A 26559-nucleotide genomic window follows, 5' to 3' on the forward strand; every position below is an offset into this window, starting at 1 on the left:
CTTGCAGAAAGAAACTAAAAGGGAGGCAACATGCTTCCCTTTTTTTATGTATTATTGGTTTACAGGTGTAACTTCATAAATATCCGGCGCAGGATCAGGCGCATTACTATTAGAGTTTAACTCTGTATTGGCGTATACAAACCTTTCCGGAAAGCTGCTGGCGCTGCCAATATTTAAAGGAATAGGTATTGCTATATCCTGATCACTTTTTCTCAACCTGCGCGCATCGTTAAAAGGAATATACTGACCAAAGCCAGAAATATATCTTTCTTCAATCACCTCTCTTAAAAATGCCCGATTTGCGGCTATCCCATCAGGATTTTCTATACCACCGCTAGCAAAGTCAGCAGCAACAAAAGGCTCATATAATAGATTAAGTGTATCAGAAAGTTGTTCAAAAACTTCTCCCTGCTCTAGAGCGTTGCGTAATCCGTTCAGGTAATCTAAGCCTTCGTTCAAGCCCTGAGTACGAGCTGCGCTTTCCGCAAGAATAAGCTGATTCTCTGCGTAAGTAATTAGAGGCATAGGCTCCAGCCTGCCGCCGTAACCTACCAGAGAAGCATTACTTTCTTCTATGGTTAAATAGGCTTTACGTGCTTCTTCATTGGTTTTAGCATGATTTCTTGAGTTCACACTTCCACTATCCAGAAGTTGCATCACAAAACTATTTCCAGTGCCAATATCACCGGTACGGGCACCATTCAGCAGCTTGAAGATCAGATTTTTATTATCTGGATTATTATCATCTACGGGAATATACCGCATAGAATTTTCTGGGGTAGAAATCCCATTCTGTGCAGCATTAAAGGCTTCTCCATACTGTTTGGTTAGCAAATAATATCTTGCTTTGAGCGTCCAGGCAGATTCTATCCAAAGTTCTGGGTTGCCCCCGTAAAAGATATCGGGCTCCAGTTGTGGATTACCTTCAACATTTTCCAGATTAGTGATAGCTTCATCCAGTAAGCTTTGTAATTCTGCAAAAACCTGTGCCTGATCATCAAACTTAGGGTCCTGTATATCTTCCTGAGTGGCTTCAGTGTAGGGTATATCTCCGAAGATAGATGCCAAGGTTCCCATGACATGTGCCTCTACTACTTTAGATATACCCTGATAAATAGGATCGTCAGTAGTAACCTCTTGTATAAAGCGCAGCTGATTGAGTGCTCCCTGATAGCCAATCTCCCAGGTGGCTTCAGACTCTGCTGCCGTAAAATTATACTCGTAGAGTGCCTTGTACAAAGACTGGAAACCCACCAGTTGCCCACTCCACATATTAGAAATTCGGTTCAAATGCCCCAGCTGTACCTGTACGTCTGCCAGCATAGCTCCTTTTAAAAACAAGCTGGGGTCAATTTCTTCTATGGCCAGCTTATTAGGATTGTCATTAATGTCGTCCACCAGGTCTTCGCAGGCGAAGGTGAAAAACAACATCATTGTAAATGTGATATATATTAATTTTTTCATCGTGATTTAGTAGTTGATTTTTACAGAAAAGAGGACAGAACGGGTGCTTGGATTGGTAAAATAATCTATACCAAAACCGTTGGAGACGCCAAACTGGTTGATTTCCGGGTCTATGCCCAACACATCAGTCCATAGTACCAGATTTCTACCGGTAAGCGAAAATTCTACAGAGCCAAGTTTGGTCACATCTTGTAACCATGAGTTGTTTAGTCGGTAGCTTAAAGAGATTTCCCTGAGTCGGGTCCAGGTAGCATCGGTAATTGCGAATTCATTGATAACGCCATCACCAAAGCCTGCCCCCCTGCCGCGATACCAACTTTCGTCAAGTAGTACATTGCCTGCCCCGAAATCCTGAATATTACCTCTTACTGTTGTTCCGGCAGGTACTATATCTCCAGCTACGTTCACCAAATCCTGAGTTAAAGTGACCTCATTACCTACATCTTCGTGGGTACCAAAATTGCGCAGGATAAAGCGTGTTCTTTCGGCAAAATCTCCTCCCTGTGAGTGCTCAAAAAGAATATTGAGACTCAGTTTTTTCCAATTGGCTCTAAAGCCCAGCCCTCCTCTCCAATCTGGATTGGGGTCTCCTACTATCCCCTGAGTGGTAGCTACTTGCGGAAAACCATTATCATCCAGAATCAGATCACCGCTTTCGTCTCTCTGTGCTCGGGTAGACCATAATACACCAAGTGGGTGTCCTTCTACTGCTCTGGAGCTAATAGACTGTGTTGTCAAATCAACAGACTCTGTTCCCCTTAGTTCGGTTACTTTGTTGTTGTTATCATTAAAGTTTGCGTAGAGGTTTAATTTCAGATCATCATTCTGGAAGATAGCATAGTCAAGCTCAGCCTCATAGCCTATGTTTTCCATAGCTCCCGCATTAATGTACTCAGTCAGAAAACCTGAGGAAGGTGTTCTGGCTACATTAAAGAGCAAATCGTTGATTTTATTCTGATAATACGTAAGACTGAGAGACAGACGGTCCTGAAAAAACCGCAGGTCGGTACCTATCTCCCACTCTGTTTTAATTTCTGGCTTCAGTTCCGGGTTACCTTTACTATTATCAATTCTGTAACCACCTCCAAACTGACTGATGTTTAGTCCATCATCGTAGGTGCTGTAGAGAAAACCTCCTTCTGCCAGAGTTTGAAAACGATGAGGCTGAGGCTGAACTCCTACCTGCCCCCAAGAGGCACGCAATTTACCAAAGCTCAGCACGGGCTGAGTACTAAATCCTTCAAGTTGTGTAAACTGCCAGGCAACATCAAAAGAAGGGTAAAAGAAGTTTCCTTTAACACTGGAAGCAGATTCTACTGTACCTGAAGCATTAAAGAAAAGCTGGGAGAAAAAGTCAAAGTTGAACACAGTATACAGACGATTGGAACGAATGTAACGCCGTGTATTTTCAACATTAGAAGCTTCATTACTGGTATTAAGCTCTGTAGTTGGCTCTCTTACATTAGCCTGAAAATTATTAACTGAGAAAAAATTTGACCTGCGTACACGATTATTGTAATTCCAACCCACTGTGCCAGTAAGGTTGATGTTGTCTGTTAAGTCAAATTGGGCGCGGGTAATAGCGTCAAAGTTAAACTCACTTTCTGTAATCAAATCTTCATTAAATAAGCCATTGACTGCGTCTGAGCCCGCAGAGCCAATTGGGAAAAAGTATACACGACGGTCGGTGTAGGTATCTACTCCACCTCTCAAAGTAAAGGTGAGCCAGTCTGAAGGTTCTATGTTAATATCACTGTTAACAATAAAACGATCCACACGAGTGGTACTTTCCTGTTCGTTAGTAGTCCAGAGCGGATTGTTGTAAATAGGATTGATATTCTCACCCAGCGGACGGCGGTAAGCCCGATGGCGGTCGGGATTAGGCGTACCATTGGCATCATAATAAGTGCCGATGTAGTCAGCGGTGTTGAAGTCTGGCGGAGTTCGGAGTAAGCCAAGGTATAAACCACCTACATTAGAGCTTTGCTGAATACGGTTGGCATAACTATTCGTATATGCGGCACGGGCCGACATATTGAGCCAGTCGTTAAAAAAGGTTTGATTGTTCAGCCTGACATTAGTACGTTCATAAAAGCTCCCCTTAATAACCCCTTCCTGATCCAGACGCCCCATACTGAAGAAAAAGGTAGACTTCTCTGTTCCTCCACTTATTGAAAGGTCATTTTGCCAGAAGTAACCATTTTGAAATACCTTATCAAAATTCTCATCAACGTAAGTCTGCTGGCTGTTTTTGCTGAGTATTGGATAATATAATGTTCCATCTTCTGCTTCAAAATACTCACCGCTCTGGTCCAGCTCATCAGCACCTCCAGACCTATCGGCAATTTTATCTCCCCATGACTCACGATCGCCGGGGTTCCATACTCCATTTCTGCCCTGTCCAAACTTATTTTGCATAGGGTGACGGGCATTAATCTCATCAAAAGAATAGGTAGAGGAAAATGAAATTTTGGGCTTGCCGGCACTCCCCTGTTTGGTAGTAATTACAATTACACCGTTAGCAGCCCTTGATCCCCATAATGATGCCGCTGAAGCGCCTTTCAGTACCTGAATAGACTCTATATCGTTAGGGTTGATATCGTTGAGGCGAGATTGCTGAGAAGTACCTCCACTTTCGTTTCCTCCATTGCCCCCACCGTACACTGTAGAATTGTTCAAGGGCACCCCATCTACTATGACCAGAGGATCGCTGGAACCAGTAATAGTATTTGTACCACGGATCTGTATGGTAGAGCCTGCGCCAGGATCGCCATTAGAGCGTGCAATACGTACACTGGCCGCTTTACCTGCCAATCCGTTTATTACGCCTGTTTCTCCTGAGCGAGTAACAGCATCGGCATCCACGCGAGTGACTGTAGCGCCTTGCTGGTCTCGGTTTTCTTCAAAGCCAAGCGCATTTACTACTACTTCACCTAACTGCTGTACATCTTCAGTCATGGTGATCTCAAAATTGGTCTGGTTATTAATCTGAACCGTTTGGTCAGCATAACCTACTGAGCTGAAGGTCAGGGCTTCAGCAGAAGCAGGAACAGAAAGGCGAAACTGCCCTTCTATATTGGTGGTAGTACCGGTAGTTGTGCCCTGTACAATTACAGTGACTCCCGGAAGGGGCTCCCCGCCCTCATCCTCTACCCTGCCGCTCAGGGTAAGCTCCTGCGCCAGCAAAGGCACATTAAGCCCCCACAACAGAAGGGTAAATACATAAACTCGTAGATCGTTCATCATAGTGGTATAGATTTATTAGACATAAAAAATTATGAATAAGCCCTAGTGAGGCTTACAAAAAAACTGATACGATTTACCGCTTATGTGGGGGATATCTAGTCTGCTTTAAGCGTAATAGCAGGCTTAGAGTTAGCGGTTTTGACGGTTTGTAGTATGACGACCGCCACTGCAATACACAAAGTCATGAAGCCGGTAAACAAAAATACCCAGATGTCTACATCTATACGATAAGCAAAATCTGAGAGCCAACGGTCAACAAATATGTATGCGAAAGGTGTCGCTATTAAAGTGGCGACGCATACCATCATAATAAATTCTTTGCTAAGTAGCATCAATAGCTCTAGTACCGATGCACCCATCACTTTTCTGATACCGATTTCTCTGGTCCTTAGACTTACAAGATAAGCAGACATGGACATTAAACCCAATAAGGCTATGACTATCGCGATGATACTCAGGTAAAAAGATAGGTTAGCTACCCTTTGCTCCTGCTCGTACAACTGCTCCAGACTACTTTCCAAAAAATTGATCTCCAGAGGAACATCAGTAATAGTTTCGTCATAGATATCTTTTAGTATGTTCAAAGACTCAGAAAGGCGATCGGTATCTATACGCATGATCATCCAGTAGATCATATCAGGATTCTTATCTACTTTGATGAGCATTGGACTAATTTTTTCTTTTAAAGAAAGCAAATGAAGATCTTCTACAAAGCCTCCAATTACGTAATTTCTGCCAAATGACTCATCTTCATTCTGGTACTCCAGATGCGTACTTATACTACGACCTAGCAGTTGCTCTTTATCATCCAACCCCAGTTGTTCCATTAGATTAGTTGCAGAATACTGGTTAAGTATGATAACTTCGTTAGGAGCATTACTCTCCTTAATGCCCGAAATCTCTATTCCCAGAGTTTTCACAGCATCCCAGTCCATCTCCCAAAAACCTGCATTATCGTAAACCTGCTCGCTACCCGTAATTTTGTAAGAGGTATTGTCCGTCATTTCCAGGCCAGGCACCATTCCCTGCCCAATGTGAGAGAAGTGAGAATAAGACAGCAGTCTGTTCTTGATGTGCTGATAGTTGGCAGAGCTTACCGGATTAAAAGTGATGATACCCTCTTTTCTGAAGCCCAGATTTTTGTGGTTAATATACCGCAATTGCTCATTTACCAATATCGTGGCAGAAGCCAGGGCGATTAATAGGGTAAATTGAAAGATAAACATCACTCTGCGAAGTGAGAAACGCTCTCTTACACCTCCCGTCTGGTTTCTGATCAGATCCAGCACATTACGGCCTGAAAGAAGCAATGCGGGATATAAGCCGGCAATCAAACCTATAGAAACAGTAAATGCTAATACACCCAAAAAACCTGGCAGAGATTGCAGGTACATATTCTTCAGGTCCAGATTCATAATCTGATTAAAGTAAGGTAAGCTTAGCTCAAGCAATAACAAAGAGAGGGGTAAGCTGATAGTACATAATAAGGCAGCTTCTGTTAAAAATTGTATAGTTATGGTTTCACGAGGGGCTCCCATCACCTTACGCATGCCTATTTCACTTTTACGCCTTGAGTATAAGGCTACAGAAAGGTTTATATAATTGGTAATAGTGATAGATAGGATGATCATTCCAATAACACCAAAAACATAGAGGTATTGAATCTCACCTTTGGGTTTTAATTCATAGAGGATGTTATTAGAAAAATGTATGTCAGTGATGGCTTGCAAATAGCTACCTTTTTCATCGGGGTTATTTAGAATTTCAGGCTCTATCAGCTCCAATTGTCGGTTAAGCTGCTCATTTACTTTGGAAAGCTGAGCGTTCGGAGACAACTTAAGATACAAATAGGCACCCCAAGAAGGTATCTCGGGAGTGATGAGGATAACTTCAAAATCAAAATGCGTATTGTTGTCTCCTACCTCAATAACAGCATTTACGGGATACTCCTGATTATTCCAGTTGAGCGATTGTGATGCAATTCTATTTTTCCAGTCTGCACCAAAATATCTTTCAGCAGTAGCTGATGTGAGAATGGCACTATAAGGTCCGTTGAAGCTTTGTGCTTTGTTTCCATATACCAGTTCCCATTGAAATATGTTGTAAAGTGCAGAACCGGTATTACTTAATAAAACTTCTTTTTCAGTAAATTTTTTATCTTCACCCAGAGCATTTGTTACCGAGAGATAAATAGGTTGCTTGCTCATGGTACTACTATGTGTAGCGTTAAACTGAGCCACCTCTTCCACTCCACTTAGGCCTTCCAGTGCAGCAACCTTAAGTAATTGCTCATCTCTGTTAGCATCCCACCAGTTTACAAAACCAGTAATTGCATATATATCATTCTTGTATTGATAGTTAAGTCTGTAAATGCTTTCTGCCTCAGAATAGTGCTGATCGTATTGTAATTCTTCGTAAATAAACAGCAAAACTAACAAGCTGCAACTAATGCCTAAAGTTAGGCCAATCAGGTTAATGGCAGCATAAGTTTTGTTTTTTAGGAGATTACGCCAAGCAAGTACTAAGTGACTTTTATACATGCTAAAATTTTGAAGTGACTTTCAATATACCGTCACTTATGTAAGTCACCAAAAATATTTGCAAAAAAATTTAGTAATTTACACTAAAAATAACTTGACAAATACTTAAATACGTATTCATGATTATTTTAAGTATTTACCCTTAAAAATAAGATTTATACTTATAATAAAAAAAGTACACTAAAAACTTAGTGTACTTCTTTAACTATCATTTTGAGCTTATATACGTCTTACATAAGCTCTTTAGCTTTAGCGACTACGTTTTCTACTGAGAAACCGAAGAATTTCATGAGTTCATCACCAGGAGCTGATTCTCCAAAAGTATCTAAACCAATGGCAACACCTTCGCCTCCAATATACTTTTGCCAGCCTAAAGTAGAACCCGCTTCAATAGAAATACGCTTGCTTACAGACTTTGGCAACACACTTTCTTTGTATGCCTGGTCCTGAGCATCAAATAGCTCCCAGCTAGGCATACTTACCACGCGTGTAGCTATCCCTTCTTCAGTTAACTGTTTCTGCGCATCTAAAGCCAGCTGAACCTCTGAACCTGAAGCTATTAATATTAACTTAGGATCATTATTATCCGCGTCTTTAAGAATGTAAGCTCCTTTAGCTAAATCTTCTGCTTTACCATGAGTAGAGCGGTCTACCGTAGGCAAGCCCTGACGGGTAAGAGCTAGTGCAATAGGCCCTCCTTCGTGTTCTATTGCCACCCTCCATGCCTGCACTGTTTCGTTGGCATCTGCAGGACGGATAACTGTAACCCCCGGGATAAGGCGCATAGCAGTAAGATGCTCTACAGGTTGGTGAGTAGTACCATCTTCTCCCAATCCTATACTGTCGTGGGTAAATACAAACACGCTGTTAAGTTTCATAATTGCCGCGAGACGAAGAGAGGGCTTCAGGTAATCTGAGAAAATCAGGAAGGTAGCTCCAAATGCTCTCACTCCTTCGGTAAGGTTCATTCCGTTTACCGCAGCAGCCATACCATGCTCTCTTACTCCAAAGTGGAAGTTTCGGGCCGCATAATCCTCTTTTGAGAAAGAACGAGAAGAATCCAGATTAGTATTGTTAGAAGGTGCCAGATCAGCAGAGCCGCCAATTAACCAGGGGCACTGGTCTGCAATAGCGTTTAGAGCTTTACCGGAAGCTTTACGTGTAGCTACCGCACCATCTTCTGGTTTGTATACAGGAAGTTTTTCGGCAAAACCTTCAGGAAGCTTTCCTTTTACTGAAGCATCCCACTGAGCAGCTTTATCAGGATTAGCCTTAGTGTAGCTATCCCATTTTTGTTGCCAGTCTGCTTGTAGCTTTTTTCCTTCTTCTTTGCGTTGATTGTACTGCTCCTGTACCTCATCAGGCACATAAAAGAATTTATCAGTAGGCCAGCCTAAAAACTCTTTAGAGGCTTTAACTTCATCATCTCCAAGAGGTGAGCCATGTGAACCTGCGGTACCAACCTTGTTAGGAGAGCCGTAAGCAATCTGAGTACGCACTTTGATCAGGCTGGGACGAGAGGTATCCGCTTTGGCTTCAGCAATAGCTTTTTCTATCGCGTCAAGGTCATTACCATCTTTTACTTCCAGTACCTGCCACTGAAATGCTTCAAACCTGGCTTTCACATCTTCAGTAAAGGCAATACCAGTGTCTCCTTCAATAGATATTTCGTTATCGTCATACAGGAAGATAAGATTACCTAAAGCCATATGACCTGCCATAGAAGCCGCTTCAGAAGATATACCTTCCATCAGGTCGCCATCGCTGCATATACCATATATGTGGTAGTCAAAAGGATTAAAATCAGAAGTTTTGTAGACTGCCGAAAGGTGTTGCTGAGCAATAGCCATACCTACCGCATGTGCAAAACCCTGCCCGAGAGGACCAGTAGTTACTTCCACACCTGGGGTAAGCCCATACTCCGGATGACCAGGAGTAATAGAGTGCATCTGGCGGAAATTTTTAAGGTCGTCTATACTTACTTTGTAACCAGATAGGTGTAGGAGGCTATACAACAACATGCATCCATGTCCGGCAGAAAGCACAAATCTATCGCGGCCAAACCAGTTCGGGTCTTCAGGATTATATCTCAGGAAACGAGTCCATAGCACATGAGCCATAGGCGCTGCTCCCATAGGCATACCCGGGTGGCCTGAATTTGCCTTCTGAACCGCATCCATGGACAAAGTTCTGATGGTATTGATACTTAATTGATCTAATGTCTCTGTTTGGTTCATGGTTGTCTGAAAATAGTGTTTATTACAAAAATGTTAGGCAATTAACAAAAATTCCCCAATTGCATCAACGAAAGCGGGTTTTAGTTATCAATTTTAAGCGCACCAAAAGGCTTAATATTCAAAAGAACAGCTTTCTCCAAGTTTAAGGCTACGGATATTAGACCTGTCTATTACACCTACTTTTATACTGTCTCTCCAGCCTTCTTCATGTTTCAGGTAGATCTGCTCTTTAGAAATTTTAATCTGCAGACACTGTCCTCTAAACCTGAGCGACATCTCCAGTGAGTCTATTTCTATAGGTAGCGAGGGGTTTAACCAAAGCACACCCTCTTCATCTACATAAGCTCCGGTATAGGCACGCTGCACCATATCAACGGTACCTGCCATAGCTCCCAGATGTATACCTTCGGTAGTGGTGCCTCCCTGTATATCATCTACATCGCTTTTAAGTGCTTCTTCAAAAAACTTCCAGGAGATTTTGCGATCCGCACGTGCCATAACCCAGCTATAGACCAGGCGGCTTAGTGTAGAACCATGAGAAGTACGCTTGGCGTAGTAGTAAATATTTTTCCTGATCATTTCCAGGTTAAACTTATAGCCCAGCGTATCAAAAATTTCTTTAAGTTCATCTGAAGTAAACAAGTAAAAAAGCATAAGCACATCGGCCTGTTTGCTTAGCTTGTAGTTGTTTGGGGAATCTCCTTCACTCTCTAGTATACGGTCCAGACGCTGTATATTATTATATTTTTCTTTATAAGCATCCCAATCCAGTTCTTTAAGATCAGCATAACCTTCAAACTGCTCCAGAATATCATCCTCAATAAAAGGAACAAACATGTTTTTGGAGATAGCTTCCCATTGCTTTAGTGTATCTTTATTGATATCCAGCTTTTTGCATTGGTATACACAAAAATCTGAAGGCAATCTGTGGTATAGTTTTAAAGACTGCTTCATAACCCAGGCCACCATTATATTGGTGTAGGCATTATTGTTCAGGCCAGCTTGATCAGAGTTCGGGTAGGATGTATGATATTCATCCGGCCCCACCACATGTTTAATCTCAAAACGTCCTTTGGACTCACTGAAGCTAGTTAAGCTTGCCAGAAACTTGGTAATGGAGAACATCATCTCAGCACCATAGTCTTCCAGAAAAATAACGTCATTGGTTATTTTGATGTAACTCCAGAGATTGTAGGCAATTGCGGTATTTACATGGCGCTGAAGATGGGTATCGTCTGGTATCCAGCGACCAGATTCAGGGTTCAGGTGAATTTCCTGTGCGTTTTCTTCACCATTGCTTCCGCTTTGCCACGGAAACATAGCACCCTTATATCCCTGCTCATTTGCTGACCTACGAGCTTCACCCATACGGTAAAAGCGGTATTTCAGCATATTTTGTGTGATAGAAGGCTTCATATAGTTAATCACAGGAAAAATATACAGCTCATCCCACATGAGGTTTCCCCGATAAGCTTCGCCATGCAAGCCGCGAGAGGGTACACTTACATCCAAATCCAGTGTATTGGGCGATGCTACCTGTAGCAAATGAAAGATATGTAGCCTGAGTAAGACCTGCACACTATCTTTAGCTTTTACACGAATATCACTCCTTCCCCAAAGTGCCTCCCACTCTATGTAATGGTAATGCGCAAGGTCTTCCAATTCTGAGGCGCCTTTTACTTTTCTGATAGCATCACGTATCAGATTCCCTACTCCATCGTCTTTACTCGTGTAGATCGCAAGTATCTTGCTCACTTTCAGCTCCTGACCTTTTTCTAATTTGAGGGGAATACGATGATACACCAGTTTATTATTCTGCTCTAACTGCCGCTCATAGTCATATGATTGCCCGTCTATATGGATACGGGTACGTACAGATTGTGCCACACTGACTTCTGAAAAATTGGTACGGCTATGCATGTAGATACCTTCCTCATTATACTCTCCATGCTCCAATATGTCTAGATGATTGCCATTAAGGTCGCTGTACCTCGGTACTCCGCTATTATTAACATTACCATCAATACCGGATAGTATACTTAACTGACCATTCCAGTTTATAGCTTTTAGCTCCCATTGTAGCATAGCCAGGTGTCGGTCAGCCATTGAAACTATTCTCCTGGTTTTGAGCTCTGTTTCTCTACCCTTATCGTCACGAAAACTGAGATCGGTAATCAACTGACCTTTGTATAAGTCCAACTCCTGTTGGAAATACAGGATTTCCACTTCATCCAGATGAAAATGCTGCCCATCTTCGTACTCAAAAGTAAGATAGAGCCAATTGGGCCAGTTTACGATAGATTCGTTTACAATTTCTTTGTCAGCTACATTAGAGCTGAGCTTGTTGAATACACCTGCCAGATAAGTACCCGGATAGTGAGGGTTATCTTCAAAATTATGAGAAGCTTCTGCAAACTCAAAGGCCCCTCTGCTGGCAAAATAGCCATTGCCTAGCGTACACAGTGATTCTCTTAAATGCTGTTGCTCAGCCTGATATTCATTATAGATTATTTTCCATTGTTGTGTATCAGTCATAAGACATTATTTGCTTAATAAATTCGTTCACCTGCTTTTGCTCACTCAAACCGTAGTGGGCATGGGTTTTCTGTTCATGGTCTTCCACCATTATTCCAACCCCTTCCTTTTGTAATTCTTTAAAAGCATCTTCATCGGTAGTATCATCTCCTAAATAAATAGCAAGGCTATCTTTGGTGGTATATCCCAGTTGTTCAATCAGCCAAAGTACAGCTTTACCTTTATGCCACTCCAGATTAGGCTTTATTTCAATAATGCATTTTCCCTTGTCCCATTTTAGTTTTGACTCTCCTTCTAATTGATCTTTTACGGCCGCCTCCAGTTTATTAGCCAATTCCGGACTTGCCCCACGGTGGTGTAGTGCTACGGCAAATTTTTTCTTTTCTACTTTAATATGATCTTCCTGCTGAAAAAGCTCTTGAAAAACTTCACTTACCTCCTCCAGCCTGGGTATAATATCGTCAGCTTCAGGATGCAGATGGTGCATCTCATTAGGGCCTGCAATATCAAAACCATGACTACCAGCGTAGTATAGGTTATGCAGATTGACACGTTCCTCTATATCTTTTCTGTCTCTACCACTTACTATGGCTACTTTGTATTCTTTAGACAGTTTTTGAAGCAGAGTACGAGTTTCTTCACTCAGGGAGGCCTGGTCTGGCTTAGAAACAATAGGTGCCAGTGTTCCGTCAAAGTCAAAGAAAAACACAAAAGGTTTATCACCTTTTTTATTCAGTATTTCCTGCACATGAGCCAGTGCAGAAGGCAATTCATGAGGTTCTTTTAAATCCATAAAACTATTTAAATAATTCGCTAAGTGTATTGATAACCAGATCAGCTCCGGCTTCTTTCATTTGTTGAGCCTGATTAGCTCGGTTGACGCCCACCACTAGTCCGAACTTGCCTTTTTTACCTGCCTGCACGCCAGAGATAGCATCTTCAAAAACTATAGCCTCTTTAGGCTTTATATTGAGTAGTTGAGCAGCTTCCAGAAAAATATCAGCTTCTGGTTTGCCTTTTAAATGTTTTTGCTGACTATCAGTACCATCTACTACTACTTCAAAAAAGTGAAGCAATTTCGCCTGTTTGAGTACGGGCCTACAATTTTTGCTGGAAGAAACAACAGCTAACTTTTTACCTTCACTTTTCCATTGTTTAATCCATGCTAAAGTATCGTCATAGACCTTTGCCCCCTGGGATTCCAGTTCTTGCAGAAAATATTGGTTTTTGCGCATACCTAGTCCATAGATGGTATCTTCCTCTTTGCTACCCTCTTTACTGCCTTCAGGCAAATCTATATTTCGCGATTGCAGGAAGCTTCTGACTCCATCGTATCGGGGCTTACCATCTACGAACTTTTGGTAATCTTTTTCGCTAAATGGCTCCTGCCCTTCGTACTGCTGCAAAAAAGCATCAAACATTTTTTTCCATGCCTTCTGGTGAAGTTGCATGGTCTGGGTGATAATCCCATCCAAATCAAAAATAACGGCCTTATAGGAATCTAATGAAAGGCTACTCATACTATTTAAATACTTAAGCAAAAAAATATTACAGTGTAGATTACTGTGTCAAGCCTTAAAAAATGATTTCTCATCGTAGATGAGGCTGGTATATTATATGAACGGTCACCAGGCTTAATATATTAACATGCTGTTCAAATGTAATCAATTCTAAAATAATAAACTGCTCAAGTTCTAACATGTTTGTCAATCTAAACAGCTGTACACTATATAATTGCCCACAAAAAAAGGCCCTCTTAGGGCCTTCCATTGGTGTTTAGAACATCTAATGCTCAATATTATTCATTGGCATGTGCTGTCTTCGCACTCAGGTTGATAGTTTCTTTAGCCAGACGATTTAGTTTTTCGTCGGTCATTTTTTCTTCATTTTCTGTCTCAGTTAAAAGGGCAACTACCTGGGTTAGTCCCAGTTGCTCCGCAAAGTTACGTGCCGTGCCATAACCGGCAATTTCGTAATGTTCCACTCGCTGAGCTGCGCCAATAAGTCCAGCATCTCTAACTTCTGGAGTAGATTTGGACTTAATTATTTCTGAACCTTCTTTTACAAGTCCAGCCATAGCTTCACACTTCTCGCCTTTCATATCTATATCCAGTAAGCGACCTATTTCATCCAGTCTTTCGCGTTGTGCTCTGGTTTCGTTCAGGTGCATTTTAAACGCTTCTTTAAGCTGTGGATGACTAGCTGCTTCTTCCATCTTTGGTAAAGCCTCTATTAACTGCGTTTCTCCGCTGTACAGGTCTCTTAATTCATAATGTAATAAGTCCTGTAAGCTGAGTAGTTTTTCTGAATTACTGAAAATTCCCATGGTAAAAATCGTTTAGGGTTAAAAAAATGAATAATTAAAAAATAAATAAGTAACGTTTCGGAGGTTAATATCGGGTAAATATTATAATATGAAAAGATTTAGAGACCTAATATTTATAAGTCAAACTACTCAATTTCAGCTATTTATTAATTACAACAACTTTTCTTTATAATGTTCTATTTTTAGTGTTTACCCTAATACATATAATGTCATTTTACAAATTTTAATACTCAACTTTAAACTAATCAAATGTTAGATTTTCATTTTTTTGGAAACTGAAAATTTGTGATTATTGAGTATCGGCTGCTAGTGGGCCTCCACATCCCGTAAATGTACCTATGCTACTACGTACTTCTATCCGCATGCTATATTTTTTACCAGACATATCATCGTAACAATCTTCCATTGAAAGACTAGCACTGAGCTGATTTCTGGAGTTTTGAGTCTCATATACCCAGGCAGTATCCTTCCATTCTGGCTCATGGTATTGGTAATATTGCTTTGGCTCTTCAAAATGATTAAAAACGATGCTATCTGCTGATATCTTGAGTGACCAGAATGGTTCGTTTCCATTAAAGACTAATCGCGGATTAGGTTCAGGTTGGCAAATTTGCTGCCCCTTCCATTTAGAGGCTTCTATTATTTTGATCGGTTCAATACTACCTTCTTTCTCTTCTTTTGCCAGTATACGAACAAATATTGTCTGCCCCGTACTGCTCGTCAGGCTATCATATGCTTTAGAGAGGATGTTAGTTTCTGTCTTTAGTTGGTAAACTGCAATATTCTCGCAGTTTCTCAGCTCCTGATAATCTTTTCCTTTAGCATAAAGCCCCACAAAATTTAAGTGAGTGCTATCCTGCATTTCTTCAGTTACTCTAACTGGAGATTCAGTATATTTTTTTTGCCTGCCCGAACTGCATGAGCTTAGAGCAATGTAAAGCCAAATGATAAAGCAAGAAAGTTTCTGAGCTTTGTACATAGCATATTGTTTAATAAAAAAAATGTACCCCTTATACACTAAAGGATACATCTCTTAAAATGTTGGAAGTAGCTATTCTCTAAGTGTGACAAATTAGCCTACTTAATTAGCTAAAGGCTTATTGTTCACCGACAATTGACAACAGCACTTCTGGCTCATCTGTAGAAATAAAGTCAAAGTCTTTTTCTAGCATCCATTTCATTACCTCTTTATCGTTTACTGTCCAGACATTGAGTGTTAGACCTAAATCCTGAGCCTGTTCTATCCATTCAGGTTTTTTCTGGTACACACGATAATTATAATCTAGACCCCAGAAACCAGCATCTTTAGCTTCCTGAGGAGTAAGATCTCCACTCAGGTATGCTACACGAGCATCGTTATCCAGTTCAATAATTTTTTTGCAGGCATCCAGGCTAAAAGAGATGTAGTCTACCCAGTCTTCCATACCTAGCTTCTGAACTAGAGCTACAGATTTTTCAGTAAGCTCCAATGTACGTTCCGTACTAATTTTTGAAGATTTGATTTCCAAGATAAGTTTAGTCTTTTTTTGAGATTTACCAGTTTTCAGGTATTCTTCTACCGTAGGAATTTTTTCTCCATTAGGTAAACTTTTAGTAAGCAGCTCTTTATAAGTACTCTCTTCAATAGGCATACCATCCAAATCAGCATCATGGTTAGCGACCAATACCCCATCGGCAGTCATCCACACATCAAACTCACTACCTTCACAGCCTAGTTCAATAGCCTTCTTTAAGGAGGCGATAGAGTTTTGCGGTAGGTTTTCATTTTTCCAGGCACCCCTGTGGGCAATCACTTTATTATCTGTAAACTGGGCCATAGTCTGCGTACTTAAAAGAAAAAACGCTGTCAATATCAGTATAGCTTGAGTAAATTTCATTCTATAGAATTTAATAAACAGGAATAGAGTTAATATAATGAAATAAATTAGCCCAAAACTAGTGCTAATGCTAAGTTTGTCCTATTGGCTTAGAGTTATCATTGTGTTAATATTCTCTAAAGGACTAAACTTACGATAAATAGCTTAGCAGACACCCAAAAGGTATTTTTTTGAAAATAAGTATGTTTAGCGTAGCCTAATAGTTTGTACACGAAAGCTTATGAATAAGTCTGAGAAGAAACTATACAACCATTTGTACTACCGACGCAAGAAGGAGCAGGAAGCTAAAGAGCGGGACGCTGGTAATATTTCTAAAGCTATTCTCAATCTGGAGGCTATACACAATGAGGTAACCAGCCGCCATCTACAGTCACCTTCCGACTATAGTAGAATGATACTGGAAAACCTGGAAAGGCCTATACGGGTACTAAAGCAATACAAAGCACTAAAAGAAAGCTTTGAAAGACGTATAGAATATATGCTCAGCCTGATTAGGTCCGCAATTTATTTTACTGAGCAGGAGCAAAAACAGTTGGAGCATGAAGCGCTGGAAGATGAAAATTCTGACGATATAGATTAGCGCCTACTAACCTACCCCATAAGGTTATGCTGAAGGCTACATTTAAAGATTGGGAATGAACGAACAAGTAACATCAAAACAAAGTCCAGCACTGGAAAAACTGTCTGGTATTGTAAAAAGAGTGACCTTTCATAGTGCAGAGACAGGTTGGTCTGTGCTGAAGGTAAGCTCTTTCGCAAGGCCGCACGAAGAGATAGCCGTTACGGTTCATCAGTCTAAAGTTTTTGCCGGAGCCACAATGGACTTCTTTGGTATGTGGGTAAACCATCCGACCTATGGCAGACAGTTTAAAGCCAGCAGAGTAGAAGAAAGAAAACCAGCTACCGCCCATGCACTGGAGAAATATCTGGGTTCTGGACTAATTAAAGGAGTCGGCCCCAAAACGGCACGTAAAATTGTTAAGTACTTTGGTAAAGATACGCTGGATGTATTTGAACATGATATAGACAGGCTTACCGAAGTGCCGGGTATTGCCCAAAGAAAATTATCCTCTATACAATCAGCCTGGACAGAACATCAGGAAATCAGAGAGGTCATGATGTTTTTGCAGTCGCACGGTATTAGTACCCTCTTCGCTGTTAAAATCTACAAAACTTATGGTCAGCAGGCCATTTCCATAGTTCAGCAAAATCCTTATCGTCTGGCACATGATATTTTTGGCATTGGTTTTATGAGTGCAGATAGAGTTGCTCTGAGCCTGGGGTTAGCAAAAGACTCTTCGGCAAGAGTACAGGCTGGTATTGCTTACGAACTCCAAAATGCCAGAGAAGAAGGCCATTGCTACCTTACTCGTGAGCAGATTACTACACAAACCATTGCTCTACTAGGTCTGGAAAAAGAAGAAAGAATAGCAGAGGAACTTAAGCTCATGGAAGATACTGATGAGCTAAAAACCAGACTTCTACCTACAGATGAGGGGGAGCAAACTGTATACTATGCTCATTCCCTATATTTTGATGAAGCCTATCTGGCCAAGAAGAGTCACATTATGGCTCATGAGAAATTTACTGTTGACGAACATAAAGTACAGCAGTGGATAGCCCGCTATTGCGAACATCATGAACTTACTTTAAGCGATGAACAACAACTATCTGTCAAGCAGGTAATTGGCAGAGGTTTATGCATACTAACCGGCGGACCGGGATGTGGTAAAACAACAACCACCAAAGTAATAGTAGCACTGCTCAAAGCCATGGGTAAAGAAGTGTTGCTGGCTGCTCCTACCGGGCGAGCTGCCCAGCGTATGAGCGAGGTGATTGGCGACGAAGCCAAAACTATTCACCGGCTTTTGGAATGGGACCCTATGAAAGGTGGCTTTAAACGTAATGAAGAAAATACTCTGGATTGTGACTTTATAATTGTAGATGAGTCATCTATGTTGGATGTACATCTTGCAGCCTCTCTCCTCAGGGCAGTACCTCAAAACTCACAGCTACTCTTAATTGGCGATGCCGACCAGTTGCCTTCGGTGGGTGCAGGTAATGTGTTTAAAGACCTGATTGCTTCAGAAAAAGTAGTCTGTGCCCGACTCACTCAGGTGTTCCGGCAGGCTGCTCAATCCAAAATTATCCAGTACGCTCACCAGATAAACCAGGGCAAGTTACCAGATATAGCCACTCCTTTTAAGAATCCCAGGCTTTGGAAGGAAGGAGAAGATTGCCTCTTTATTGACTCTGAAGAAGCAACTAAAGAGCAGCTTCGCTTTATCCTGAAAGTAAAAAAATACACCGAGCGTACCGAAGATGAATATTCTCTGGCAGCTGAACCACTGGAAAGTTATGAGATGTTTAAAGATCAATTGGTCATCCCTGACAAATTCTCGCATGTAAATTTGGATAAATTACTTGAGGCTAATACCCATACCAATGAGCTCAAAGAAGTGCTGCGCAGGGTATCTCCCTGGTCTTCTCTGCATTGGGGGTTTTCTGCCAGCGATATGATAGAGCGATTGTATCGTGAGATTATCCCTAAATATGTAGGTCCGGAAGCAGAAATACAAATTCTCAGTCCTATGAGTAAAGGTAGCCTGGGAACCCACAAACTTAATGAAATGGTGCAGGAATCAGTTAACCCCGAAAGTTCAGAAAAAGCACAGATAGAATTTGGAGGGAGGATTTTCAGAGAAGGTGATCGTGTTATTCAGCGTAAGAACAATTACGACCTTAATGTTTTTAACGGAGATATAGGGAAGATTACAGCTATAGATAGCTCAGATATGAGTTGCCTGGTACAGTTTGGTGGCGGTGATGATGAAAAAGATGTTACCTATGATAAATCTCAGCTGACAGAACTGGATTTAGCTTATGCAATTACTATCCATAAGTCGCAGGGAAGTGAGTTTGGTGTGGTAATCATCCCTCTACTGACTCAGCATTACAATATGCTTTTCCGAAACCTGATCTATACCGGACTTACCCGTGCTAAAAAAATGGCGGTCTTTGTAGGAAGCCGCAGAGCTCTACGTAGAGCGGTACAACAGCAAAATAGTGCTCAAAGGCAAACCGCTTTACAATGGCTGATTCAACATGCTGAAGCCTGAAAGTGAATTGAACACTTGCCTAAAGCTGTGTAAACCACTAAACAAGCCCCCTGAACCATTCAACTCAGTGGACTTAGATTTTTTAAGATTCCGGGAGGGTACGTAAATTTTGTGATAATTTTATCCCCCCTTCAACTTTTCATCAATACCTGGCGGGTTTTCTGTTTTGTGGCAAAGTGGCTTTTATAAACTCTCTAATATCTTCGTTAGCCTTTTGCAGATCTTCCTGACGGAGATACATCATATGTCCGCTACGATATCCTTTAAAACTCAGGCGATCTTTCATTCTACCACTAGGATCCAGATGCCACATAGTGTACTTGGCATCAAAATATGTGGTAGCACCATCAAAATAACCTGATTGTACCATCACATTCAGATAAGGATTTTGTGCCATCGCTTGTCGTAAGTTCTCCCCTGTATCATCATTGCTTCTGTCCCAGGGGTGTACCGGACCAAACATATTGTATTTAATATCAGTCTGATAATTAAGCTGGTTTCTAAAATAATAATTGATAGCCGGGGTAAATGAATGTAGCCACGAGGTCAGCTCTGCATTATAATCAGGACGATCACCTGCCAGCTGTCGGTCTATACCCAGGTAACGAGAATCTAATCTTCCTACGGTATACCCTCCCCTTTCTCTCATCAGGGCTTTCCAGAAGTACGCATTAGGTACATCCAAATTATGATCCAATATCTCTTTTTCTTTTAAGCCGGAGTACTCTGCCATTTTTGCTGCCATCGCCTTTCTTTCTTCTTCTTCAATAAACCCGCCTTTAGCCATCGCAGGAATCAGCTCATTGATAGTGAATGCTTCTACCTCTGGTAAAAATTCATCAAGATCTTTTTGCTGGTGCTGTATAGGTAAAGCTTTCTGATACCAGGCCGCCGCGGCAAAATAAGGTAAGCGGTTAGCTGCTTCTACCGGACCACTTCTCTCTATCCCCAAGCCCGTGGGTGACACTAAAATTACTCCATTAAGATACATCCACTGCGTATTTTGTAGCTCCAGAGCCAGACCAGACACACGAGTTGTTCCATAGCTCTCGCCTATCAGGTATTTAGGAGAAGGCCAGCGGTTAGCGCGGTTTACAAATGTGTTCAACCATTCTGCGAGGTAAGCTACGTCCGCATTAACTCCGAAAAAAGTACTGCGCTCAGTATCTTCATCTAAGATGCGAGAATAACCCGTATTTACCGGATTTACATAAACAATGTCAGCTACATCCAGTATTGAGTACGGATTTTCACGTATGCCATAAGGCTGTACAGGGTAGCCTTCATCATCAATTTCCAGTATACGCGGACCTGTGTAGGCTATGTGCATCCATACCGATGCTGAACCCGGCCCACCATTAAATGATATCACTAGTGGCCGCGAGGCTCTATCCTGCACATCATTTCTTTCATAAAAAGTATAAAATAAGGCGGCAATAGGTTCACCCTCATCATTCCATACCGGCTGGGTACCAGTTGTTGCTGTGTAAGAAATTTTTTGTCCTTTTATACTCACCTCATGGGTAGTAGAGATGGTAGAATCCGCAGCTAATGTCCTTTTCTGAGCATAGGCCTGACATAGGCATAGTGCAAATGCACATAGCATGGCTAAGGTTAGTCTCATAATATTGATCTGAATGGTTTAGTAGATATTAGAACAGAAAGGCAAAAGTAAACCTTTTACTTCACTAGCGAAGATAAGCATTGGCTTGAAGCATACAAGAGATAGGCTGATAAATGAAGGCTGCTAAGAATATATTATGTACTTACACTTTATAAATCATGACCGGGAAGTCAAGACGCTTGCTCAACTCAATAGCTGGTCCATAAAACGAACGCATAACACCAAAAAACTTATCTTTTACCATAAGTACGAGCATATCAGGTTTGCGCATTTGGCTTAGTTTTTCAGGATACAATCTTATGGGGCCCTTAAAAGACTTTAAGTCCGCCTCAGGATGAGAGGCAGGCATATTAAATAATGATTCGCTTAAATCACTGAAATCAAGCATTTCGTAGGAGGCAGAAAATATAGTGGCCAGGTTATGGGCATGTCGGGGCGTATGTTCGCGCTCTTTCTCGTTCAGGTCTCCTACTACCAGCAAATGATTTACGGGTTTAAACTCCACCTGATGAGGAAGCAGTATTAAGGGACAATAAATTCTATCAATAAAGCTATAGAGATGCTCAACCTGAGACTTATCCATAAGGTAGAGGTCAGGAAGGTAAATAGTAAGAGTTTCATCAGCACGATCACAGCTTGTGGTTTCGCATGAGACCAGCCGATAGTCTACATTAGCACTGTCCAGATAAGATTGCTTAACATACTGAAAAGCATCTTTTATAGGATTAGCTTCGCGTAAATCTTCCGCCCCCGCCAATTCGGTATCGCTTTGATAACACAGGCCTACTGTCAATTTAGCTTTGAGGGTATCACTGAGTTGTACGGCATAGCTTAGTACGCTATCAGAATTGCAGTTGGCCTGCTTGGCAAGCACTATATTTTTAACAGTTTCCATAATGAAAAAATTAAGCGAAATGGCTATTACTGAATTGAGTACATGCTCTGATAAAAGCCTTTTGCACAGGTATTTTTTAAAAAATAAGGCTCTAGCATATTATGCTATAGCGTTACAAGTTTAAATAAATTAAACTAATTACAATCTATTTGGTAGTCATTAAAATTTTAAAAAATTAAACCGATTTATTAAGGCTTATTTTTAAGATATGTAAAACTGTAAATTTTAGCAAAGAATTTTAGTAAAGTAGGCAGAAAAAAGAATTAGCTTATGTACTAATTGAAGAAAATAAAAAAACCTTCCCGGCTTTTTAGCATTAGGGAAGGTAAAACTTTAATAGTATTAGTGGCTTATGCTGCTCAATCAGGCGTGTGTATAACTTTCAGATTTTTGTTTGGCTTTAATCTGTTGCTGAATTTTGTTAAAATCAACCGCACCGCAGCTACCACAGCCCTTCGGGCAACTTTCTTTTGTAGTAAAACTACGATATAGCAATCGCCCCAGGTAAAAAAGGGCTACTGCAAAAATTGAAAAAAGTATTATTTCCTGAATCATAATTCTTAAGTCTTATTTTTTTAAGAAAATAGCTGATATACAATCAGTGCAGAAACATAGGCCAATGCAGTCATGTATATCGTTTGTATAACAGGCCACTTCCACCCTTTTGTTTCACGATAGACTACAGCAATGGTGCTCATGCACTGCATTGCAAAAGCATAGAATACCAAAAGTGAGAACGCTACGGCAGGGCGAAACACCTGCTGACCTGTATCAGGATTACGTTCAGAGCGCATACGCCCTATTATTGTACTTTCATCATCAAAATCTTCGCCTACGCTATACAGAGTTGCCATAGTTCCTACAAACACCTCCCGCGCAGCAAAGGATGAAATAAGCGCAATGCCTATCTTCCAGTCATAACCTAAAGGTGCAATGGCTGGTTCAATCATTTTTCCAAATTTTCCTGCGTAGGAATTTTCCAGTTTAGAAGCAGATATTGCGATATCTAAATTTTCTGCAAATGTGGGATCGTCAGAGTTCTCTGCCTGCTCTCGGAGTTGTTGTTCAGCCAGAGCAATATCATCGCCTGGCCCGTAAGAGGCTAACACCCAAAGAACGATAGAAACTGCCAGTATAACTTTACCTGCTTCCAGCACAAATGTTTTTGACTTCTCAAAAACAGTGATACCAACGTTTTTCCATCTGGGCCAGCGGTAAGCAGGCATTTCCATAATCAGGAAACTTCTTTCTTTGGTCTTTACGATTAACTTCATTGCCCAGGCAGAACCTAGCGCAGCTACAAAGCCTAGCAGATACATGCCCATCAAAACAATACCCTGCAAACTGATGAATCCCCATACAAATTGCTCGGGCACTACCAGGGCGATCAGTACCGTGTATACAGGCAAACGGGCTGAACAGCTCATGAGCGGGGTTACCATAATGGTAATTAGTCTATCTTTCCAGCTGTCAATGCTTCGGGTAGCCATAATTGCCGGTATGGCACATGCCAACCCTGAGATCAGCGGCACTACGCTTCTGCCATTTAGCCCTACCTTACGCATCACTTTATCCATCAAAAACACTACCCTAGACATATAACCCGACTCTTCCAGCAAGGCAATGAAAGCAAAAAGTATTGCAATCTGCGGCACAAAGATGACGATACCCCCTATACCGGGTACGATACCCTCTGATAATAAACTGGTGAGTACTCCTTCTGGAAGGCTGTCCTGAATCCAGCCACTTATTTCTGCAAAGAGGTAGTCAATAATGTCCATAGGCACACTGGCCCATGCAAAGATTGCCTGAAAGATGAGGAAGAGTATTCCAAAAAAAATCAAGTATCCAAATACCTTATGAGTCAGTACACTGTCCAAACGATCGGACAAGGATTGTTTTTCATCTTTTGGGCTACTTATGGCATCCTGAAGGATTTGCTGGATCTGGCGGTAGCGTTCTGTGGTCTCCTCTATTTGCAGCTTATTAGCATCAAAGTTGAACGCAGATCGCATATTAAGCAACTGCTCCTTTTGGTTGTCATTTATAAATCTCAGGCGGTCAGCACTTTGCAGCCACTGATAGGCTTCATAAGTATTTTCCAGCTTGTACATCTGCTTTACCTCAGCAATTGCTTCATGCGCGAGGGAATGTACGTCCATAAAACACTCCTCAGGAAGCTCTAAAGGTGAGCTTAGCACTTTTTTCAGATCATCCAGGCCCTCGCCATTGCGAGCGTTCATACTTACTACTGGCACATTACCCAGGCGTCTGCTTAATAAGTTGAGATCTACATTTACTCCTTTTTTGCGTGCTATATCTGCCATATTTAGCACCAATACAGAGGGAATAGCCAAATCCCTGATCTGAGTAAAAAGCAATAAGTTTCTCTCCAGATTGTTCATATCGGCAATTACCACTGCTACATCTGGTCTCTGCTCCCGATCAGGGTGCATTAGTACATCCAATACTACCTTTTCGTCAGCTGAACGGGGGTACAAGCTATATGTGCCAGGCAGGTCTATCACCTCAGCACTGCTTTTGTCTGCAAGCCTTGTCTTCCCACTTTTCTTGTCTACTGTTACTCCGGGGTAGTTGCCTACCTTTTGATTAAGGCCGGTCAGTAAATTAAAAATGGTAGACTTACCCGAATTGGGATTACCTACCAGAGCTACAGTCAGATTTGTTTTCAATGATGGACTAGGTCGTAATATATCCGTAGGATTATTCATATAATTTCTACTAAGCTGGCTTCATCAATTCTTAAGGATAAGTTGTAGCCCGAAATTCTCACTGAGATAGGATCGCCAAAAGGGGCGCAAAAATTATAGACAACTTCTTTACCAGGCAGCAGCCCCATTTCCAACAGCTTGATTGTCAGAGAAGATGTTTTTATATTTTGAATAGTGGCTTTTTGGCCGGGTTTTAATTGATCCAGAGTTTTCATTTACCGCGTTTAGGCTTCTTTCACGTTGAATGGCGCAATTTAACAGTTATTTAGATAGGTTCTAATTTAACAAAAGAAAAAAAGCGCCAAGAGTTTCACTATTGCACATTATTTCTGCAAAGATGAGCTAGTCTATACCAACTTACTATGACTAAAATCATCTAGCTGCTTGTTCTATTGCTTGCGAATTGAATAAGTAGCTAGCTTACCAATTTAGCCTTAAATGTAAAATTATGTCACAACTCTCACATGAGTCTATTTTTATACTAACTTCAAACTCACTGCTAATACAACAACCTAAAACTCTTTTCATGATGCTACTCAGGGCTATTTTCTTAGCCTTCATTTTCATTTCTGCCTGTACCTCGCCACCAGAATCTCAAAATACCAGCGCATCATCAACCTCTACTCTTTCTTCAAACTTTCAGTCGGCTAAACTTATGCCCATAGGTAAAGCCTGGGCAAAGACTCAAATTAATGTTCCTATTTTTAGAAGTCACGGATTATTGTCTAATGACAGCAGCCAGTGGGTATCGTATTATGATAGCAGCGGACATGTAGTTATCGCGCAAAGGTTGCTTACTGAAGTACAGTGGGAAGTAAGTACTACACCGTTTGAAGGCAACCTCTTAGACGCACACAACAGCATCAGTATAGGTTTAGATGGTAATGATTATCTGCATATGTCGTGGAATCATCACAACCATCCCCTCAAATATGTAAAATCAGAGGCGCCAGCAAGTTTAAATTTTGGTCCGCAGGCTAAAATGAGTGGGCAAAACGAAAGTCGTGTTACCTACCCAGAGTTTATACACCTTTCTAATGGAGATCTACTTTTTATGTACCGGGAGGGCGGTTCTGGAAATGGCAACACGATGCTTAACCGCTACCGGCTAGATCAAAAAAAGTGGGAAATTGTACAGCACGGCTGGCTGGATGGAGAAGGTGAGCGTAATGCTTATACTAACAAATTGGTAGTAGATAATGAAGGAACCTGGCACCTGAGCTGGGTCTGGAGAGAAACCCCGGATGTGGCCTCTAACCATGACATGTGCTATGCTAAGTCTGAGGATGAAGGTAAAACCTGGAAACGTTCAGATGGAAGCATATATCAATTACCCATAACTGCCAGAAACGCGGAGTATATCTACCACATACCGCAAAATAGCGGACTGATCAACCAAACAAGCAGCACTGTAGATAGTAGGGGGTATCCGATTATTGCCACTTACTGGCAAGTGAAAGAGGACTCTGCTACTCAGTATATGGTAATATGGTACGATGGCGATGCCTGGCAAAATTCGGTAGTGACTAATCGTAAATCTAGCTTTAAACTAGGCGGAACTGGCACCAGAAACAATCCGATTTCCCGTCCCCTGGTACTGTGTGACGATGAAGATAGAGTATATGTTATCTATAATGACGAAGAGCGTGGGCAAAGGGTGTCGGTAGCTATTTGTGAGAATTTATCTGAAGGTGAATGGGCAACATACGATCTTACCCAGATGTCTGTTGGTAACTGGGAACCGGTCTATGATCCCCTACGCTGGGAAAGAGATAACATATTAAACTTATTGGTTCAGAAAGTTGGTCAGGGTAATGGGGAGCGAACTGCTGATTTGCCCGCTACTATGGTTTATATACTAGAATGGAACCCGAAGAGTTTACCTTAATCCTACTTACTACTGCAAGCGATTGTATTAGCCACAATCTTTTTATAAATTATAGGTACTGAGAGGCATTACTCAT

The 26559-nt window shown here is 41.3% G+C and carries 18 protein-coding genes; 3 read left to right on the forward strand and 15 right to left on the reverse strand.

Annotated elements, in window-relative coordinates; all coding sequences use genetic code 11:
- Positions 1 to 51: 51 nt before the first annotated feature.
- From PZB74_RS19160 to PZB74_RS19205, 10 genes are all read right to left on the reverse strand, one after another.
- Positions 52 to 1464 (reverse strand): SusD/RagB family nutrient-binding outer membrane lipoprotein, encoded by a 1413-nt coding sequence (locus tag PZB74_RS19160; RefSeq protein WP_302238772.1) that lies wholly within the window; start codon positions 1462 to 1464, stop codon positions 52 to 54.
- Between the two features lie 6 nt (positions 1465 to 1470).
- Positions 1471 to 4710: a SusC/RagA family TonB-linked outer membrane protein gene (locus PZB74_RS19165; protein WP_302238773.1), complete on the reverse strand. Its 3240-nt coding sequence runs from the start codon at positions 4708 to 4710 to the stop codon at positions 1471 to 1473.
- 95 nt (positions 4711 to 4805) lie between these two features.
- Entirely contained in the window at positions 4806 to 7250 is a 2445-nt protein-coding gene (locus PZB74_RS19170; RefSeq protein WP_302238774.1) for an ABC transporter permease, read from the reverse strand.
- A gap of 230 nt (positions 7251 to 7480) precedes the next feature.
- A complete protein-coding gene (tkt, locus tag PZB74_RS19175) occupies positions 7481 to 9487 on the reverse strand; it encodes a transketolase (protein ID WP_302238775.1) in 2007 nt (668 codons plus the stop codon).
- A gap of 111 nt (positions 9488 to 9598) precedes the next feature.
- Positions 9599 to 12022 carry a glycoside hydrolase family 65 protein gene (locus tag PZB74_RS19180; protein ID WP_302238776.1) on the reverse strand — a complete coding sequence of 808 codons (2424 nt, stop codon included), beginning with the start codon at positions 12020 to 12022 and terminating at the stop codon, positions 9599 to 9601.
- Positions 12015 to 12815: a trehalose-phosphatase gene (gene otsB / locus PZB74_RS19185; protein WP_302238777.1), complete on the reverse strand. Its 801-nt coding sequence runs from the start codon at positions 12813 to 12815 to the stop codon at positions 12015 to 12017. Before otsB ends, PZB74_RS19180 begins: the two co-directional genes overlap by 8 nt.
- A gap of 4 nt (positions 12816 to 12819) precedes the next feature.
- Positions 12820 to 13542, reverse strand: a complete 723-nt coding sequence (locus tag PZB74_RS19190) for an HAD family hydrolase (RefSeq protein WP_302238778.1) — start codon at positions 13540 to 13542, stop codon at positions 12820 to 12822.
- Between the two features lie 278 nt (positions 13543 to 13820).
- Positions 13821 to 14348: a YciE/YciF ferroxidase family protein gene (locus PZB74_RS19195; protein WP_302238779.1), complete on the reverse strand. Its 528-nt coding sequence runs from the start codon at positions 14346 to 14348 to the stop codon at positions 13821 to 13823.
- 289 nt (positions 14349 to 14637) lie between these two features.
- A complete protein-coding gene (locus tag PZB74_RS19200) occupies positions 14638 to 15327 on the reverse strand; it encodes a COG3650 family protein (RefSeq protein ID WP_302238780.1) in 690 nt (229 codons plus the stop codon).
- Between the two features lie 118 nt (positions 15328 to 15445).
- Complete coding sequence (locus PZB74_RS19205) at positions 15446 to 16225, reverse strand: glycerophosphodiester phosphodiesterase (RefSeq protein ID WP_302238781.1); 780 nt, start codon at positions 16223 to 16225, stop codon at positions 15446 to 15448.
- A 220-nt stretch (positions 16226 to 16445) separates the two neighbouring features.
- On the opposite strand from PZB74_RS19205, the gene PZB74_RS19210 reads away from it, so the two are divergent.
- Entirely contained in the window at positions 16446 to 16805 is a 360-nt protein-coding gene (locus PZB74_RS19210) for a hypothetical protein (protein WP_302238782.1), read from the forward strand.
- 55 nt (positions 16806 to 16860) lie between these two features.
- A complete protein-coding gene (gene recD2 / locus PZB74_RS19215; protein WP_302238783.1) occupies positions 16861 to 19344 on the forward strand; it encodes an SF1B family DNA helicase RecD2 in 2484 nt (827 codons plus the stop codon).
- A gap of 142 nt (positions 19345 to 19486) precedes the next feature.
- Here recD2 and PZB74_RS19220 read toward each other — a convergent pair whose 3' ends face one another.
- The 5 genes from PZB74_RS19220 to PZB74_RS19235 all read right to left on the reverse strand — a co-directional run bounded on the left by PZB74_RS19220 (position 19487) and on the right by PZB74_RS19235 (position 24810).
- Positions 19487 to 20968: a S10 family peptidase gene (locus PZB74_RS19220; RefSeq protein ID WP_302238784.1), complete on the reverse strand. Its 1482-nt coding sequence runs from the start codon at positions 20966 to 20968 to the stop codon at positions 19487 to 19489.
- 142 nt (positions 20969 to 21110) lie between these two features.
- A complete protein-coding gene (locus tag PZB74_RS19225; protein ID WP_302238785.1) occupies positions 21111 to 21863 on the reverse strand; it encodes a hypothetical protein in 753 nt (250 codons plus the stop codon).
- A gap of 363 nt (positions 21864 to 22226) precedes the next feature.
- Positions 22227 to 22418, reverse strand: a complete 192-nt coding sequence (locus PZB74_RS22655) for a FeoB-associated Cys-rich membrane protein (RefSeq protein WP_495885127.1) — start codon at positions 22416 to 22418, stop codon at positions 22227 to 22229.
- 20 nt (positions 22419 to 22438) lie between these two features.
- Positions 22439 to 24595 carry a ferrous iron transport protein B gene (gene feoB, locus PZB74_RS19230; RefSeq protein ID WP_302238786.1) on the reverse strand — a complete coding sequence of 719 codons (2157 nt, stop codon included), beginning with the start codon at positions 24593 to 24595 and terminating at the stop codon, positions 22439 to 22441.
- Positions 24592 to 24810 (reverse strand): FeoA family protein, encoded by a 219-nt coding sequence (locus tag PZB74_RS19235; protein ID WP_302238787.1) that lies wholly within the window; start codon positions 24808 to 24810, stop codon positions 24592 to 24594. Before PZB74_RS19235 ends, feoB begins: the two co-directional genes overlap by 4 nt.
- A 233-nt stretch (positions 24811 to 25043) precedes the next feature.
- Here PZB74_RS19235 and PZB74_RS19240 point away from each other — a divergent pair, with 233 nt between their 5' ends.
- Positions 25044 to 26483, forward strand: coding sequence for a BNR repeat-containing protein (locus PZB74_RS19240; protein WP_302238788.1), 1440 nt, complete (start codon positions 25044 to 25046; stop codon positions 26481 to 26483).
- Positions 26484 to 26559: the final 76 nt, after the last annotated feature.

The sequence above is a fragment of the Porifericola rhodea genome (assembly GCF_030506305.1).
GTDB lineage: Bacteria > Bacteroidota > Bacteroidia > Cytophagales > Cyclobacteriaceae > Catalinimonas > Catalinimonas rhodea.

What these genes read in the sequence shown, in the direction of transcription:
- PZB74_RS19180 (WP_302238776.1), bottom strand. Translation starts at nt 12,022, where the DNA reads ATGACTGATACACAACAATGGAAAATAATCTATAATGAATATCAGGCT.
- recD2 (WP_302238783.1), top strand. Translation starts at nt 16,861, where the DNA reads ATGAACGAACAAGTAACATCAAAACAAAGTCCAGCACTGGAAAAACTG.
- PZB74_RS19235 (WP_302238787.1), bottom strand. Translation starts at nt 24,810, where the DNA reads ATGAAAACTCTGGATCAATTAAAACCCGGCCAAAAAGCCACTATTCAA.
- PZB74_RS22655 (WP_495885127.1), bottom strand. Translation starts at nt 22,418, where the DNA reads ATGATTCAGGAAATAATACTTTTTTCAATTTTTGCAGTAGCCCTTTTT.
- PZB74_RS19225 (WP_302238785.1), bottom strand. Translation starts at nt 21,863, where the DNA reads ATGGAAACTGTTAAAAATATAGTGCTTGCCAAGCAGGCCAACTGCAAT.
- tkt (WP_302238775.1), bottom strand. Translation starts at nt 9,487, where the DNA reads ATGAACCAAACAGAGACATTAGATCAATTAAGTATCAATACCATCAGA.
- feoB (WP_302238786.1), bottom strand. Translation starts at nt 24,595, where the DNA reads ATGAATAATCCTACGGATATATTACGACCTAGTCCATCATTGAAAACA.
- PZB74_RS19205 (WP_302238781.1), bottom strand. Translation starts at nt 16,225, where the DNA reads ATGAAATTTACTCAAGCTATACTGATATTGACAGCGTTTTTTCTTTTA.
- PZB74_RS19220 (WP_302238784.1), bottom strand. Translation starts at nt 20,968, where the DNA reads ATGAGACTAACCTTAGCCATGCTATGTGCATTTGCACTATGCCTATGT.
- PZB74_RS19240 (WP_302238788.1), top strand. Translation starts at nt 25,044, where the DNA reads ATGTCACAACTCTCACATGAGTCTATTTTTATACTAACTTCAAACTCA.
- PZB74_RS19165 (WP_302238773.1), bottom strand. Translation starts at nt 4,710, where the DNA reads ATGATGAACGATCTACGAGTTTATGTATTTACCCTTCTGTTGTGGGGG.
- PZB74_RS19200 (WP_302238780.1), bottom strand. Translation starts at nt 15,327, where the DNA reads ATGTACAAAGCTCAGAAACTTTCTTGCTTTATCATTTGGCTTTACATT.
- otsB (WP_302238777.1), bottom strand. Translation starts at nt 12,815, where the DNA reads ATGGATTTAAAAGAACCTCATGAATTGCCTTCTGCACTGGCTCATGTG.
- PZB74_RS19170 (WP_302238774.1), bottom strand. Translation starts at nt 7,250, where the DNA reads ATGTATAAAAGTCACTTAGTACTTGCTTGGCGTAATCTCCTAAAAAAC.
- PZB74_RS19210 (WP_302238782.1), top strand. Translation starts at nt 16,446, where the DNA reads ATGAATAAGTCTGAGAAGAAACTATACAACCATTTGTACTACCGACGC.
- PZB74_RS19190 (WP_302238778.1), bottom strand. Translation starts at nt 13,542, where the DNA reads ATGAGTAGCCTTTCATTAGATTCCTATAAGGCCGTTATTTTTGATTTG.
- PZB74_RS19160 (WP_302238772.1), bottom strand. Translation starts at nt 1,464, where the DNA reads ATGAAAAAATTAATATATATCACATTTACAATGATGTTGTTTTTCACC.
- PZB74_RS19195 (WP_302238779.1), bottom strand. Translation starts at nt 14,348, where the DNA reads ATGGGAATTTTCAGTAATTCAGAAAAACTACTCAGCTTACAGGACTTA.